The following is a 15,493-nucleotide window of genomic DNA, read 5'->3' on the forward strand; positions in this document are numbered from 1 at the left end:
AGGCTCGGGTGACACTCCGTCGGAAGGTGAGGAAAGACGCCCATGGGGTCGGTCGCGGAAGTGGTGGTCCTGACTGCGCTGCCGGTCGAGGCCCGGGCCGTGGAGGACCTGCTCGTCGACCGGGAGCCCCTCGTCCACCCGGAAGGCACCCGTGCTGTGCGGGGAAGGCTACCCGGAACGTCCGGCTCCGTCGCCGTGGTCAGGAGCGGGACGGGCAACCTGGGCACGGCAGCGATCGCCGAGCGCGTGCGCACGTGGCTGGAGCCCCGGGCACTGCTGTTCGTCGGCGTGGCCGGCGGCCTGAAACCAGAAGTCCGGCTCGGCGACGTGGTGGTGGCGACAGTGGTGCACCACGCTCACCCTGGCAAGGAGACCTCCGAGGGGTTCCGCGCGCGCCCGGCGACTTCCGCCGCCTCGCACGTGCTGGAGCAGACCGCCGGGGTCGCCCTGGGGTCGGACACCTGGTGGGTGGCCGCTCCCGATTTGCCGTCGGCGCACCCGCCGCAGGTGCACTTCAAGCCGATCGTGGCGGCCGAGGTGGTCCTGAACTCACTCGACGCCCCGCTGCGGAATCAGATCGACTTCCACTACGGCGACGCGGTGGCGGTCGAGATGGAGTCCGCCGGCCTGTACCGTGTGGCTGACCTGTCGCGGGATCTCCAGGTCCTCACCCTGCGAGGCATCAGCGACCACGCCGACGAGGGCAAGGCCGGGGCCGACGCGGCGGGTTCGCAGCACCGCGCCTCCGTCCACGCCGCCGCCGCGCTGCGGGCGCTGCTCCTCGAACTCGAACCGCGACCCGCTCCAGCCCCGTTGCCCGGTTCGGTGGCGCCCTCCGCACCGGCACCGGCACCGGCACCGTGGATCGGCGCGACGCCTGCGGAACCTGCGCCGTCCCCGCCCGATGCCGAACTGGTCGACGCCCTGATGGCGTTTGACGACATGTCGAGGACCGCCTTCCGGCAGGACCTGCTCTCCGACCTGGGTCACCTCCTCGGCCTCGCCCGACCGTTCACCACCGCCGAATCCCCTGTCGCCCGGGACCACGTGCGCGACCTCGCGCGCCGGCTGCGCACCTACCGGAACCCCGCCGCCGCGTACGCCGCCCTGTACCAGGTGCTCGCCGCCGCCCGCCCCGACGACCGGGCCCTCGACGGGCTCCGCCTGCTGCTGCCGTGAGGCGGGAGGTCTTCCCCGTCCGCGCCTCGCGGTACTGCCGCGTCCGCGCCGACGGCTCCCCCAGCGGCTCGCCCGACGCCGACCTGTTCCCACTGGACCCCGACGGCTTCTTCGCCGACATCCCCGCCTTCGCCCGGCCCGGGGACGCGGACCGGGTGGGCGGGCTGGTGGCCGCCGCCGACATCGCCGACCGGGAGGCGATCGTCCTGCTCGGCGAACCCGGCGCCGGGAAGACCTCGCTGTTCAGGATGCTGGCGTCCGACCTGCCGGAGTGGGACGACCCGGCCCTGCCCGCCTCGGCGGACCGCCTGCTGTGGATCGACGGCCCGGAGCTGACACCCGCCACCTACGACGAAGTGCTGGGGCGGCACTTGGCGGCCCTGCCCACCCGGACGCCGGGCCGGACCCGGGCGGCCGGGGGCGTCCTGACAGTCGTGATCGACCAGCTCGACGAGAGCGAACTGGTCCGCAGTAGCGGGCTGCCGGCCCGCCTGGCCCGCTCCCTGCGGAACAAGGCCCCGGACGCGCTCCGCCTACGGGTCGCCTGCCGCACCGGCGATTACCCGGCCCGCCTGACCCGGGTCCTGCACGAGACCTTCGGCAGTTGCGCGCTGCTGGACCTCGCCCCGCTCTCGCGCAAGGACGCGGTGATGCTCGCCGAGAGCGCCCTCACCGGCACCGAGGGCACCGACACCGGCCGGGGGGAGCAGTTGGTCGCGGAGATCGTCGCCGTCCGCGCCGGCGCCCTAGCCAGCGTGCCGCTCACCCTCGAACTGATGGTGCGCACCTACCTGACGACCGGTCATCTCGCTGGCGGCGCGCTCGAACTATTCGACAGTGGCGTGCAGTTGCTGGCGCAGGAGTACGACGAGGAGCGGTGCCCCGCCTCGCCGCCCTCCACCACGTGGCTGCAACGGCTGGAGATCGCGGGCCGGATCGCCGCCCGGCTGGTTCTGTCCGGTCGGCGCACACTCTGGCAGGGCACCCCGCTGGACGGCGGCCCGCGCGCCACCGACCTGGACGTCGACACCCTCCCAGGCGGCAGCGAGCGGACGCCCGTCGACGGTAAGCCCTTCGACGTCACCCCGGCCGCCCTCGCCGAAACGCTCGCGACCGGTCTGTTCACCGCCGCCGGACCCCACCGCCTCGCCTTCCGGCACTCCTCGATCGCCGCCTTCCTCACTGCCCGGCACCTGCTCGCCCGCTCCGTCACGGACGCCGAACTGCAGCGCCTGTTCCTGGTCGGCAATCCCGGCGAGGAGATCTCCGGCATCCCGGTCCCGCTCCGCGAAACCGCCTCCTGGCTGGTCGCCCTCGCCCCCGCGCGCACGCAGTGGCTGGCCTCCGCCGACCCGGAGAGCCTCGCCATGCACAGCGGGCTGGTCCGCGCCGACAATGTCAAGGAGCTGATCGTCGGCCGACTGCTGGAACGGGCCGTCGACGTCGAACTGGGCGAAACCTGGTGGCCGCACACGCGGTGGGTGCTCGGCCACCCCGGCCTGTCCCGCCAACTCCTCCCCGCCCTCGCCACCGACCCCGCCGACCTCACCGACTGGCCCACCCTGGCCCGCGCCCGCGTGGCCCTCCGCCTGGCAGAACAGTGCCCCTCCGCAGAGCTGACGTCCCCCCTGCTGAAGGTCGCAGCCAACCCTGCCTGGCCGGCCGACGACCGTGCCCACGCGGCCAGGAACGCCATGGGCTGCGACCCGGCCACGGCCGCTCCCGCGCTGCGGAAGGTCCTGGCCGACCTGGCCGAGGACCCCGATGCGGATCGCTTTCACGCTCTGCGCGGCAGCCTGCTGAGCCTGCTCTGGCCCCGCTTCCTCGACACGGAGGCGATGCTGAAAGCGCTGACCGCCCCGCCCTCCTATGAGCGGTACGGACTGTATGAGAATTTTCTTTCCACCCTTCCCACCACGTGCCCGCAAAACGCTGTCCCGCAGGTTCTGAGCTGGGCCGTCGAAAACATTTCCAAACCTGCTGGCGAAGGCAGAATTCACGGCATCATTGTCATCGATGAGAGATTTTCCTCCGAAATCATCGACCGGGCATTGAGCGCGCCCGACTGGGCGGCCATGATTCCCGATGTCGCCCGAATCGCCGCCACCCGCTTCTTGCATCACAGAAAAATAGAATTCCCCACCGCGCTGAATCCAGTCCTGGTCGACGGGTCGGATCCTGTCGAGGTTCGGGAAATGCGCCGCGCACTCGCCACCGCCATGCTCGACCACCGGTCGGACACGGACGAAGGCGGGAGATATTTTGCCTGGCTTGTCATTCGCGAATGGTCGTCACCTCATCGCTCGCTCTTCGAAAGCCTTTTGCCTCAGGGCAACAGGACCACGCTGCTCGACAGCAGCGATTTCGCCTGGGCCCTTGCCCGCGCAGCCGAGTGTGCGACAGACAGCCGACTCGCCGACGGCTACGCCCACTTGGCCTCGGTCCTCTTCGACATCGACAACAGGGAGCACTTCGAACTCGCATACCACGATCAAGAAAACCCGGCCTGGAAATATCTTTCCTGGTTCTACCAGCCCTTTGAGATCCATGGCGAACTGGCCAAGATATGGCGGCGCAACCACCGGTCCTCCGCCGCACCGACATGGTCGGAGCGAGAGAAATTCACCGCACATCAACTTTTGCTGTGGGAGAGGGTGTCCTCGGGGGACACCGACAGCTTCTGGATGCTCCTGTGGAACTTCCAGGTCGATCCGGACAGGGGGCTGATCGTCCCCCACTTCACCGTCGACATCCCGGAATGGCCGGGGTCCTCGGTCCTACCCGAGGAGTTTCTGGCCGAACTGCCGGTGTACGCCCTGAACTTCCTGCAGCGCGAGAACGATCACGCCGAGGAGTGGCTGGGTCTCGGCCAGGAGGACAAGCGCGCATGGGCCGGACTCATCTCGCTGGTCCTGCTGGAGAACGACAACAGGTTGGACGATCTCCCTGCCGATCGGTGGGGTGCATGGATGGGGGCCATCGCCAACGGCACTCTGCTCTCCCCCGAGACATGGGACGCACTCCTCCGAAGGGCAGTCACCCATGATCCCGTCGGACTCGCCAGGGCGATCAAGACCCTCTCCGAGAGGCAGTTCTCCGCAGGATCGGAATCGTGGGTCCTGGAGCGGGTCGAGGCATGCTGGTCGCCGACCGTCAGGGCAGTGGTGGAAGATCTGTTCGCCCTGCTGTCTGCGGCCTTGGTCCCTGGCTGCTGCGCCGATCGGGCAGCCGATGCAGCAGCCCTTTGGGAAGCGATCACGGAAAAGCGCACCGACGGCCGACCTGCGCTGGTCCGCAGCTGGACCAAGCTGCTCAGCCGGCTCCTCGCCGACGGTTGCCCTCTCGCGCTGGAGATCGCCGAGCACGCACTCGCGGTGGCCGGGGAAAGCAGTGCGGCCCCGGAAGTCGACATCGCCGTCATCGCCGCCCAGTTGCTTCTCGCCCACAGCGCATCGGATGCATGGCCGCTTTTCGAAGAACTGGCCAGCATGCCGGAACCGTTCGGCCGGGCCCTCGCCCTGGGGCTCTCCCAGGACGACAGCCGGGCCCTCATCGAGAACCACGCCGACGAGTCAGGACTGCGCGAAACCTATTACTGGCTGAACCGGTACTTCCCGGCGCACCACTACGTCCGGCCGACGGGAGCCTACGCGGTCACGCCCGAGATGACGGCCCGGGAGTGGCGGGATTCCCTGCCCGGTCTGCTGAGCCGTCGTGGGACTCCCGCCGCGGTCGCCGAACTACGGGGGCTGGCTGCCGAGTTCCCCGATCGGCTGAGCCTGCGGGCCGCGCTGGTTGCGGCGCGGGCCAACTGCCTCGCGGCGACCTGGACACCGGCTGACCTCGACGAGGTCGTCCGCGTCCTGTCGGGGGCTGGCCGCCGGAGCCGCCCCGCGCAGGAGGAAGCCGCACTGGTCGAAATCCTGCAGGAATTCCCCGACATGATGAGCCGTGAGTTCCGGAACGGGATCCTGCGGGACATGCAGACCCTCATGGGCTCCCACGGGTTCCTCCCGGTGGCGGACCACAGTATCGCCGTCGACTACCTGCGGGCGATCGCCGCCTACGTGTACGGCGAGGGCGGGCCGCCGGCGCGGCGCGCCCTGCTGGCCGCGCTGGCAGGAGCCCGCCCCGACGAGGGGGCGCTGGTGAGGCTCCAGGCGCTGTGCGCAGCCGAGTGACGGCCCGTCGGCAGCGCGGTGCAACTCCCGGGCGCGGGACCGACGGGGTCGGGCGTCCCGGCTCCAGGGCCCGACTTGGCGTCAGACGGTGCGGTCGGCGAGAATCCGGGCGACGGTGTCCGGGTCGTCGGGGGTGATGGCGGGGCGTACTGGCGGCCGAGGACCAGGGCGAGGCTCTTGCCGGGGCGGCGGGTGTCGAGGTTCCACCAGTGGGGGAGGTCGCCGGAGCCCCAGACCCGCCGTCTGCGGACCTTGTTGACTCCGGTCAGGGGCAGCGTCTCGACGCCCCGGACGGCCGCGTAGGGGATCCGCTTGGAGCCCAGGGGTGGTAGCGGCGGATCGTCAGGCCCTGGTCGTCGCAGCGGATGCCGCCGCCGTCGTAGCGGGGTACGCTCCCGTTCATCTGTCCCTCCGGTGGGGGTGGTTGACGTGGTGTCGGCCGGGCAGGCCGCGGCAGCCTCAGGGGCTCGGGCTGCCTAAGGGGCAGGGCGAAGATCCCGGCGACCTTCTCGTCGGTGTCGAAGGCGACGCGCGCCTTCATCTCGCTGGCCTCGTAGCGCAGCGGGATGTCGACGACGGTGTGGTCGCCGATCCAGCGGACGAACGGCTCGCCGGAGCCGATGCATCGCCCGCCGGGTCCCGCGCGAGCGCCGCTGCGGCCGTGCGCAACCTCCCCGGCCGCAGAGGCCGTTACACTGGCCGCGCAACTGGTTCGCCCTGTCCGCCAGGCAGAGCGTCGCAAGAGGGAACCCGGTGGGAATCCGGGACTGCCCCGCAGCGGTGAGCGGGAACGACCGCCGTCATACGCACTGGGCCCGGACGGGCCTGGGAAGCGACGGCCAGTAGGTGCCCGGGAGTGCCGAACTCCCCGGGTGTGCCCGCGAGTCCGAAGACCTGCCCGTTGCCCGGGCGCGACCGTTCGCGCCCGGCCCCCGGTGACCTCGTGGGCGGGTCGGCGTGCACCTCCGGCGGAGCCGTTGCGGCGTCCGGCCGGTTCCGCGCACCTTCGCGTCCTCGCCCCGTCCCGGGTGCTTGAGGAGACAGACTCGCGAAGGAGAGTCCCTTGACCACGAAGTCCGCAGCCGCGGCCGTCGCCACCGTCCACGGATACCCCCGCCAGGGCGGGAACCGGGAGTTGAAGAAGGCGGTCGAGGGCTACTGGAAGGGCGCCGTCACCGCCGACGCGCTCCGCTCCACCGCCGCCGAACTGCGCTGCGCCAACTGGCGGCAGCTGGCCGGCGCCGGGATCACCGAAGTCCCCACCGGCGACTTCTCGCTGTACGACCACGTGCTGGACACCACGGTCGCGCTCGGCGCGGTCCCGCCCCGGCACCGGGCGGCGTTCGACGCCGACCCGCTGGACGGCTACTTCGCGATGGCGCGCGGCACCCAGCAGGCGCCGCCGCTGGAGATGACCAAGTGGTTCGACACCAACTACCACTACCTCGTACCGGAGTTGGGGCCGGACACGGTGTTCTCCGCGCACTCCGCGAAGCAGGTCGGCGAGCTGCGCGAGGCGCTCGGCCAGGGCTACCGGGCCCGCCCGGTGCTGCTCGGCCCGGTCACCTACCTGCTGCTCGCCAAGCCCGCGCCCGACGGGCCCGCCGACTTCGAGCCGCTGACCCTGCTGGACCGGCTGCTGCCGGTGTACGCCGAACTGCTGGCCGACCTGCGGGCGGCGGGCGCCGAGTGGGTGCAGTTGGACGAACCCGCGCTCGTCCAGGACCGCACCCCGGCCGAGCTGAACGCCACCGCCCGCGCCTACCGCGCGCTGGGCGCGCTGACGGACCGTCCGAAGCTGCTGGTCGCCTCGTACTTCGAGCGCCTCGGCGAGGCGCTGATCACGCTCTCCAAGGCCCCGGTGGACGGCCTGGCGCTGGACTTCACCGGCCCGGCGGCCGGGAACCTGACCGACCTGGCGGCCGTCGGCGGCCTGCCCGGCAAGCGGCTGGTCGCGGGCGTGGTCGACGGCCGCAACGTGTGGATCAACGACCTGGGCGCCTCGCTGACCACGCTCGGCACCCTGCTCGGCCTGGCCGGCACGGTGGACGTCGCCCCGTCCTGCTCGCTGCTGCACGTGCCGCTGGACACCGCCGCGGAACGGGACGTCGACCCGCAGATCGGCCGCTGGCTGGCGTTCGCCCGGCAGAAGGCCGCCGAGACGGCGCTGCTGGCCCGGGCCCTGCGCGAGGGCTCGCCCGCGATCGCCGCCCCACTCGCCGCCAACCGGGCCGACCTGGCCTCCCGCGCCGCCTCCCCGATCACCCGCGACCCGGCCGTCCGGGCCCGGGCCGCCGCCGTCACCGACGCCGACACCCGCAGGGGCGCCGAGTACGCCGTCCGGGCCGCGGCGCAGCGGGCCCGGCTGCAGCTGCCGCTGCTGCCCGCCACCACCATCGGCTCCTTCCCACAGACCGGCGAACTGCGCACCGCCCGGGCCGAGTTGAACGCGGGACGACTGGACGCGGCGGACTACCGCAAGCGGATGGAGGCCGAGGTCCGCGAGGTGGTCGCGTACCAGGAGCGGGCCGGGCTGGACGTGCTGGTGCACGGCGAGCCCGAGCGCAACGACATGGTGCAGTACTTCGCCGAGCAGCTGACCGGCTACCTGGCGACCCGGCACGGCTGGGTGCAGTCCTACGGCACCCGGTACGTGCGGCCGCCGGTGCTGGCGGGCGACATCTCCCGTCCGGAGCCGATGACCGTCGACTGGTTCGCCTACGCGCAGGGCCTCACCGACCGCCCGGTCAAGGGCATGCTGACCGGCCCGGTCACCATGCTGGCCTGGTCGTTCGTCCGCGACGACCTGCCGCTCGCCGACACCGCCCGGCAGGTCGCGCTCGCCCTGCGCGACGAGGTCGTCGACCTGGAGGCGGCGGGCGCCGCCGTGATCCAGGTCGACGAGCCCGCGCTGCGCGAGACGCTGCCGCTGCGCCGCGCCGGGTGGCCCGCGTACCTCGACTGGGCGACCGACGCGTTCCGGCTCACCACCTCCGGGGTCCGCGCCGACACCCAGGTGCACACCCACATGTGCTACGCCGAGTTCGGCGACATCCTGCACGCCATCGAGGAGTTGGACGCGGACGTGATCTCGCTGGAGGCCGCCCGCTCGCACATGCGGATCGCCCGGGAACTCGGCGACGCCGGCTACCTCGCCGAGGTCGGCCCGGGCGTGTGGGACATCCACTCCCCGCGCGTGCCGAGCACCGAGGAGGCGCTGCGCCTGCTGCGGGCCGGGCTGGCGGCGATCCCGGCCGAACGCCTGTGGGTCAACCCCGACTGCGGGTTGAAGACCCGCGGCTGGCCGGAGACCCGGGCCTCGATCGACAGCCTGGTCGCCGCCGCCCGCACCCTGCGCGCGGAACTGCGGGACCGGCGGATCGACTGACACGGCACCGGTCCGGGCAGGCGGGCACACCGCCCGCCCGCCCGGACCGGCCGGAGCGGTCGGGGGCGGCGGCGGCCCGGATCGGGCGGGCGGCTCGCACCGGTGGCGCGCGGCCGGCAGGTGACGTACCCGACACCGCCCTGCCGCCATGGTCCGCCCCGGCAACCAACTCCCTTGTCGTGTTGACCAGTTGCGCATGCTTCGAGCTGCTCGGGGTGCGGCCTGCCCGGTGGGCGGCCACGTTGACGCACCCTCAGCCACCATGGTCTGATGAGCGGGTTTTCCACCTCGACAGCCAGGGGAAGCCGGTGCGATTCCGGCGCTGACCCGCAACCGTGACCCCGCCCGCCCGGTGGGGGAGCCGGAATGCCTGGCCGCGAGGGTTCGTCAGCACCACATGCGTCGTCGCGGACTACGACGCAGTCGGTACGGGGGCTCGTCCGCCGTCCGCTGCCCCGTCACACCCCGCCGCGACCCGATCAGGGAGTCACCGGTGAGGGTCAGTCACAGCAGCACCAGCACGCACCCGTCCAGAGGTCGCGGCCGCCGCCCGGCCGCCGTCCTGCTCGCCACGCTCGTCGCGGCCGCCACCACCGGCACCCTGCTGCTCGGGCGCCCGGGCCCGGCGAGCGCCACCGGCATCGACCTGCTGCACGACGGACCGGGCCTCTTCTGCCGGACCGCCACCGGTACCCCGGTCCCGGCCCCGGCCGCCGAGCCCTGCGGCGACGACCCGATCCCGTCCGCGAGTTCGGACCCGAGCACCCGGGCCGCCCGCACCCCCGACCTGGCCAGGGCCGGCGGCTACCTCACCGACCCCGCCCGCCTGGTCGACGGCCACTACTACGAGGGCTTCCCCGACTTCGCCGACTTCGGCCTGACCATCGACACCGCGTTCGCGCTGGCCGCCACCGGCACCGACGACGCGGCGCTGCGCCGGATCGCCGACTTCCTGGACCAGCGGGGCAAGGACCGCTCCGACCGGTCCGTCGACGACTGGACGGCGATCGGCACCGAGTGGGCGGGCGGCGGCTCGATCGGCAAGGAGGCGCTGCTCGCCGAGGTCCTCGGCCGCGACCCGCGGAACTTCGGCGGGCACGACCTGATCGCCGCCCTCGACGGGACGGTCTGCGACCACGCGGACGCGGACGCGGGCTGCGACGGGCCCGGCAACCACCAGTGGGCGCAGTCGGTGTTCGCCCAGTCCCTGGCCGTGATCGCCCAGGTCCGGGCCGGGCACGCCGAGCAGGCCGGGCCCGCGATCGCCTACCTGCGCGGGCTGCAGAACGCGGACGGCTCCTGGCCCAGCCTGATCCCCGACTCCCACACGCCGGACGTGGACTCCACCGCGATCGCGGCGATGGCCCTCGACCTGCTGCCCGACCAGGGGAGCAGGCAGGCCGTCGAGCGGGCCCTCGGCTGGCTGGCCGACCGGCAGCTGCCGGACGGCGGCTTCCCCGGCTCGGCGGGCAACTCGGTCAACTCCGCCGCCCTCGCCGTCCAGTGCCTGAGCCTGCGCCAGGGCACGTACGCGGCCCGGATCGCCCGGGCCGCCGAGTTCCTGGCCGGGCAGCAGAACCCGGACGGCGGATTCGCCGTCGCCGCCGACGGCCCGCGCACCTCCGACGTGCGCGCCGCCGCCCAGGCCGCGGGCGGGGTGACCGGCCGCTCCTTCGGCACGCTCAGCCACCGGTTGGACGGGGGCACCGGCACCCCGGAGCCCAGCGGCTCGCCCTCGCCCTCGCCGTCGCCGTCCGCTTCCGGCTCCCCGTCCCCGTCCGCATCCGGCTCCCCGTCCGCATCCGGCTCCGCATCCCCGTCCCCGTCCGCATCCCCGTCGGACTCCCCGTCCGCGCCGCCGTCCGCTTCCGGCTCCCCGTCCCCGTCGGACTCCCCGTCGCCGTCCGCGTCCACGCCCTCGCAGGGCGACTCCCCCGGCACGGGCAGCGGCCCCTCCGCGGGCGGGCTGGCGTCCACCGGCACCGACGCCCTCGAACTCGTCCTTCCCGGCGTGCTGTTGACCGTGGCCGGCGGTGCGGTGCTGGTCGCCGTCCGGCGGCGGACGAAGGCCGACGGGGGCGAGCGGTGAGCGGGCGGCTCGCCCGTCCGGCCCGGCTGGGCGCGGCGGCGGGGGCGGTCCTCGCGGTGGCGCTCGGCGGCCTCGCCCCGTCGTCCGCGCACGCGGAGGCGCTCCCGATGGACCAGTGCACGACCAGCCGGAACGTGGTACTGGCGATCGACTTCGGCCGCTGGGGCGGACCGGTGCTGCGCGCCTGCGGCAGCACGCCCACCACCGGCTACCAACTCCTCAACCAGGGCGGCTGGAAGACCACCGGCACCCAGCACGACGGCCCCGGCTTCATCTGCCGGATCGGGTACAGCGGCTACCAGGGCGGCAAGCAGTTCCCGCCGCCCGAGCAGGAGAAGTGCGTGCTGACCCCGCCGGCCACCACCTACTGGTCGTACTGGCACGCCGATCCGGGCCAGCACACCTGGTCCTACAGCCGGTTGGGCGCGATGAGCTACCACCCGCTGCCGGGGAGCGTCGACGCCTGGGTGTTCGGCGAGACCGACATCGGCGGCTCCCGGGGCGGCCCGTCCTTCTCGCCGGACTCGGTGCGCGCCCTCGACTCCGATGCGGACAGGTCGAGTTCCGGCGGCACGAACGGAGGCGGCACGGGCGGTTCGTCCGGTGGCGGCACTGGCGGGGGCGGCACCGCCGGGAGCACGGGCGGAGGCGGAAGGCCCTCCGCTCCGACGCCCCGGACGGGCAACGGCACCACCGGCGGCGGGAGTTCGAGTGATCCGCCGCCCGCCGGAACCGCTCCGGAGCCGTCGGACAGCGCCCCGGCCGCCGCTTCCGACACCCCGGGGCCGGAGGCGTCCCCGTCCGACGCCCCGTCCCCCGCCGCGAGCGGCTCCTCCTCCGCCTCGGTGGACGCCGCGCCGCTCGCGGACGCCCCGCGCTCCTCCTCCGGTTCGATCGCCCCGGTGGTGACGGGCGTGGTGCTGGTGGCCGCGCTGGGCACCGCGACGGCGGTGGTGGCGGTGCGCCGCCGCCACCGGGCGGACCGCGAGTGAGCGGCGACCGGCGCGTCCCGCGCGACCTGCATCCGCTGGCCTGGTGGGCGTGGGCGCTGGCGGTGGGCACGGCGGCGTCCCGGACCACCAACCCGCTGCTGCTCCTGCTGGTCCTGGCGGTGCTGGGCTTCGTGGTGACCGCGCGGCGCACCGAGGCCCCGTGGGCGCGCGGCTTCACGTACTACCTGTGGCTGGCGTTGACGATCGTGGCGGTCCGGGTGCTGTTCCGGTGCGTGTTCGCCACCGGGGTGACGCCGGACGACCACGTGCTGCTGACCCTGCCGCACCTGCCGACGCCCGCCTGGTACGCGGGGATCTCGATCGGCGGGCCGGTGTCGCTGGAGGCGGTGCTGTCCTCGGCGGTGGACGGGCTGCGGCTGGCCTGTCTGATGTGCTGCGTCGGCGCGGCCAACACGCTGGCCAACCCGAAGCGGGCGCTGCGGGTGCTGCCGGGGGCGCTGTACGAGCTGGGGGTGGCGGTGACGGTGGCGCTGAGCGTCGCCCCGCAGCTGGTGGCGAGCGTCCAACGGGTCGGCCGGGCCCGGAGGTTGCGGGCCGGTCGGGCGAAGGGCCTGCACGCGCTGCGCGGGATCGTGGTGCCGGTGCTGAGCGACGCGCTGGACCGTTCGCTGCACCTGGCGGCGGCGATGGACTCGCGCGGCTACGGCCGGTCCGGCGCCGCGACCGGGGCCTCCCGCAGGCTGACCGGCGTCCTGCTGCTGGCGGGCATGGCGGGCCTGTGCACCGGCCTGTACGGGCTGCTGGACGGGACGGCCCCGGCCTGGCTGGGCCTGCCCGCGCTGGCGGCCGGGTCGGCGCTGTGCGTGGCGGGCCTGGCGCTGGGCGGGCGCCGGGTGCGGCGCACCACCTACCGGCCGGACCCGTGGCGGGGCGCCGAGTGGGGGGTGGCGGGCTGCGGCCTCGCCGCCGCCGTCCTGCTGTGCGGGTCGGTGGGCTACGACGCGACGGCCCTCAACCCCTCGCTGTACCCGCTGGGTTGGCCGTCCCTGCCGCTCGTCCCGGCACTGGCCCTGCTGCTGGCGGGGGCGGCGGGCGTGCTGGCCCCGCCGCCGGGCCGCCCTCCGGTGGCGGCGTCCGTGCCGTCCCCGCGCCCCCGCCTTGACCGCGAACTCTCCGAGGTGTCCGAGTGATCCGTTTCGACCAGGTCTCCGTGGTGTACCACGGCGCGTCCGAGCCGGTCCTGCGGGATGTCGGACTGACGATCCCGGAGGGCGAGTTGTGCCTGGTGGTGGGCCGGACCGGCGCCGGCAAGTCGACGCTGCTGGGCGCGGTGAACGGCCTGGTGCCGCACTTCACCGGCGGCACCCTGCACGGCCGGGTCACGGTCGACGGCCGGGACACCGCGCACCATCCGCCGCGCGAACTGGCCGACGTGGTGGGCGTGGTGGGGCAGGACCCGCTCGCCGGGTTCACCACCGACACGGTGGAGGAGGAACTCGCCTACGCGATGGAGCAGTTGGCCGTCCCGCCGGAGGTGATGCGCAAGCGCGTCGAGGAGACCCTCGACCTGCTGGGCCTGGCCGACCTGCGGCACCGGGCGCTGCACGAGCTGTCCGGCGGCCAGCAGCAGCGGGTGGCGATCGGCTCGGTGCTGACCGCGCACCCGCGCGTCCTGGTGCTGGACGAGCCGACCTCCGCGCTCGACCCGACGGCAGCCGAGGAGGTGCTGGCCGCCGTCACCCGGCTGGTGCACGACCTGGGCGTGACCGTGCTGCTGGCCGAGCACCGGCTGGAGCGGGTGGTGCAGTACGCGGACAGCGTCGCGTACCTGCCCGGTGACGGCACCGTCCGGTACGGGCCGCCCGCCGAGCTGTTCGCCGCCACCGCGATCGCGCCGCCGGTGGTCGAGCTGGGCCGGCTGGCCGGGTGGCGGCCGCTGCCGCTGTCGGTGCGCGACGCCCGCCGGGCCGCCGGGCCGCTGCGCACACGCCTGGCCGCGCGTCCGGCGCCGCCGGTGCGCGCCTCCCGCGGCCGGAGCGAACGACTGCTGCGCGCGGAGCGGGTCGTGGTCCGGCACGGGCGGCAGGTCGCCGTCCGGGAGGTGTCGCTCGACCTGCGGGCGGGCCAGGTGACCGCGCTGATGGGGCGCAACGGGTCCGGGAAGTCCTCGCTGCTGTGGGCGTTGCAGGGCTCGGGCGCCCGGCAGGGCGGCAGCGTGCTGGTGGGCGGGCGGGACCCGAAGCGGGTGTCGGCCGCGGAGGCGCGGCGGCTGGTCGGGCTGGTCCCGCAGACCCCGTCCGACCTGCTCTACCTGGCCACCGTGGACGCCGAACTCGCCCAGGCCGACCGGGAGTCGGACCCCGCTCCGGGGCGCGGCGCCCGCGTCCTGCTCGACGTCCTCGCCCCCGGCATCCCGGGGCGGCTGCACCCGCGCGACCTGTCGGAGGGCCAGCAGCTGGCCCTCGTGCTGGCCGTCCAGCTCGCCGCCGCCCCGCCCGTCGTCCTGCTGGACGAGCCCACCCGGGGCCTGGACTACCCCGCCAAGGAGGCTCTGACCGGGATCGTCGACCGGCTGGCCGCGGAGGGCCGGGCCGTGGTCGTGGCCACCCACGACGTCGAGTTCGCGGCCGCCGCCGCGGACCGGGTGGTGGTGCTGGCCGAGGGCGAGGTCGTCGCGGACGGCCCGACCCCGGCCGTGATCACCGCCTCGCCGGTGTTCGCCCCGCAGACCGCCAAGGTCCTCGCCCCGCTGCCCTGGCTGACGGTCGGCCAGGTCGCCGCCGCCCTCGCCGGACCGGCCCACGCGCCGGAACCGGAGGCCGGCCGATGACCGCCGACGCCCGGGCCGTCCGCGTCCCGCCGAGGGCCCGGGCCGTGATCGCGTGCGCCGCGTTCGCCGGGCTGACCGCCTTCACCTGGCCGTTCGTCGTGGCGCCGGGCCGGTTCGGGTCCGCGTACGCGCCGCCGCTGATCTTCGGCGCGCTGCTGGTGCTGATCCTGGCGGTGGTGGTCTCGGAGATCGCCTCGGGCGGCATCGACGCGAAGGCGCTGGCCATGCTGGGCGTGCTCTCGGCCGTCAACGCCGGCCTGCGCCCGCTCGGGGCCGGGACGGCCGGGGTGGAGACCGTCTTCTTCCTGCTCGTCCTGGCCGGCCGGGTCTTCGGCCCCGGCTTCGGCTTCACCCTCGGCTGCACCTCCCTGTTCGCGTCCGCGCTGCTGACCGGCGGCGTCGGCCCGTGGATGCCGTACCAGATGTTCGGCTGCGCGTTCGTCGGCCTGGTCGCGGGCCTGCTGCCCCGGCTGGGCGGCCGGGCCGAGGTGCTGATGCTGGCCGGGTACGGGGCGCTGTCCGGCTACCTGTTCGGCTTCCTGCTCAACCTGTCGTTCTGGCCGTTCTCGCTCGACCCGCACAGCTCGATCGCCTACCTGCCCGGCCTGCCGTTCACCGAGCAGTGGCACCGCTACCTGCTGTTCGACCTGGCCACCTCGCTCGGCTGGGACACCGGACGGGCCGTCACCACCGGCCTGGCCGTCCTGATCGCGGGCCCGGCCGTGCTCGCCGTCTTCCGCCGCGCCGCCCGCCGCGCCGCCTTCGAGGCGCCGGTGCGCTTCTCCGCCGCACCCCGGTAGACCGTCCCGGCCTGCCGGGACCCGGCACACCCCGCGCGCCGGGGAGTGCCGGGGTGCACGTAAAGTGGCGATT

At 74.1% G+C, this 15,493-nt stretch carries 8 protein-coding genes and 2 riboswitches; all 8 genes read left to right on the plus strand.

Going from position 1 to position 15,493, the window contains the following annotated elements; genetic code table 11:
• Positions 1-42 precede the first annotated feature (42 nt).
• The 8 genes from ACIQBJ_RS03295 (at position 43) to ACIQBJ_RS03330 (ending at position 15,420) form a co-directional block, all read left to right on the plus strand.
• Positions 43-1,179 (plus strand): hypothetical protein, encoded by a 1,137-nt coding sequence (locus tag ACIQBJ_RS03295; RefSeq protein WP_400702594.1) that lies wholly within the window; start codon positions 43-45, stop codon positions 1,177-1,179.
• Positions 1,176-5,360: an NACHT domain-containing protein gene (locus tag ACIQBJ_RS03300; protein WP_400702597.1), complete on the plus strand. Its 4,185-nt coding sequence runs from the start codon at positions 1,176-1,178 to the stop codon at positions 5,358-5,360. The genes ACIQBJ_RS03295 and ACIQBJ_RS03300 overlap by 4 nt, the downstream gene beginning before the upstream one ends.
• Before the next feature lie 691 nt (positions 5,361-6,051).
• A riboswitch (cobalamin riboswitch) is annotated at positions 6,052-6,277 on the plus strand.
• A 146-nt stretch (positions 6,278-6,423) separates the two neighbouring features.
• Complete coding sequence (gene metE, locus ACIQBJ_RS03305; RefSeq protein WP_400702600.1) at positions 6,424-8,748, plus strand: 5-methyltetrahydropteroyltriglutamate--homocysteine S-methyltransferase; 2,325 nt, start codon at positions 6,424-6,426, stop codon at positions 8,746-8,748.
• A gap of 259 nt (positions 8,749-9,007) precedes the next feature.
• Positions 9,008-9,141, plus strand: a riboswitch (cobalamin riboswitch).
• A gap of 100 nt (positions 9,142-9,241) precedes the next feature.
• Complete coding sequence (locus ACIQBJ_RS03310) at positions 9,242-10,837, plus strand: prenyltransferase/squalene oxidase repeat-containing protein (RefSeq protein WP_400702603.1); 1,596 nt, start codon at positions 9,242-9,244, stop codon at positions 10,835-10,837.
• Positions 10,834-11,829, plus strand: a complete 996-nt coding sequence (locus ACIQBJ_RS03315) for a hypothetical protein (RefSeq protein ID WP_400702606.1) — start codon at positions 10,834-10,836, stop codon at positions 11,827-11,829. The genes ACIQBJ_RS03310 and ACIQBJ_RS03315 overlap by 4 nt, the downstream gene beginning before the upstream one ends.
• Positions 11,826-12,980, plus strand: a complete 1,155-nt coding sequence (locus ACIQBJ_RS03320) for a CbiQ family ECF transporter T component (RefSeq protein WP_400702609.1) — start codon at positions 11,826-11,828, stop codon at positions 12,978-12,980. The genes ACIQBJ_RS03315 and ACIQBJ_RS03320 overlap by 4 nt, the downstream gene beginning before the upstream one ends.
• Positions 12,977-14,620, plus strand: coding sequence for an ABC transporter ATP-binding protein (locus tag ACIQBJ_RS03325; RefSeq protein WP_400702612.1), 1,644 nt, complete (start codon positions 12,977-12,979; stop codon positions 14,618-14,620). Before ACIQBJ_RS03320 ends, ACIQBJ_RS03325 begins: the two co-directional genes overlap by 4 nt.
• On the plus strand, positions 14,617-15,420 hold the full coding sequence (locus ACIQBJ_RS03330; RefSeq protein WP_400702615.1) for an ECF transporter S component: 804 nt from the start codon (positions 14,617-14,619) through the stop codon (positions 15,418-15,420). The genes ACIQBJ_RS03325 and ACIQBJ_RS03330 overlap by 4 nt, the downstream gene beginning before the upstream one ends.
• Positions 15,421-15,493 lie beyond the last annotated feature (73 nt).

The sequence above is a fragment of the Kitasatospora sp. NPDC088391 genome, from assembly GCF_044753345.1.
Taxonomy (GTDB): domain Bacteria; phylum Actinomycetota; class Actinomycetes; order Streptomycetales; family Streptomycetaceae; genus Kitasatospora.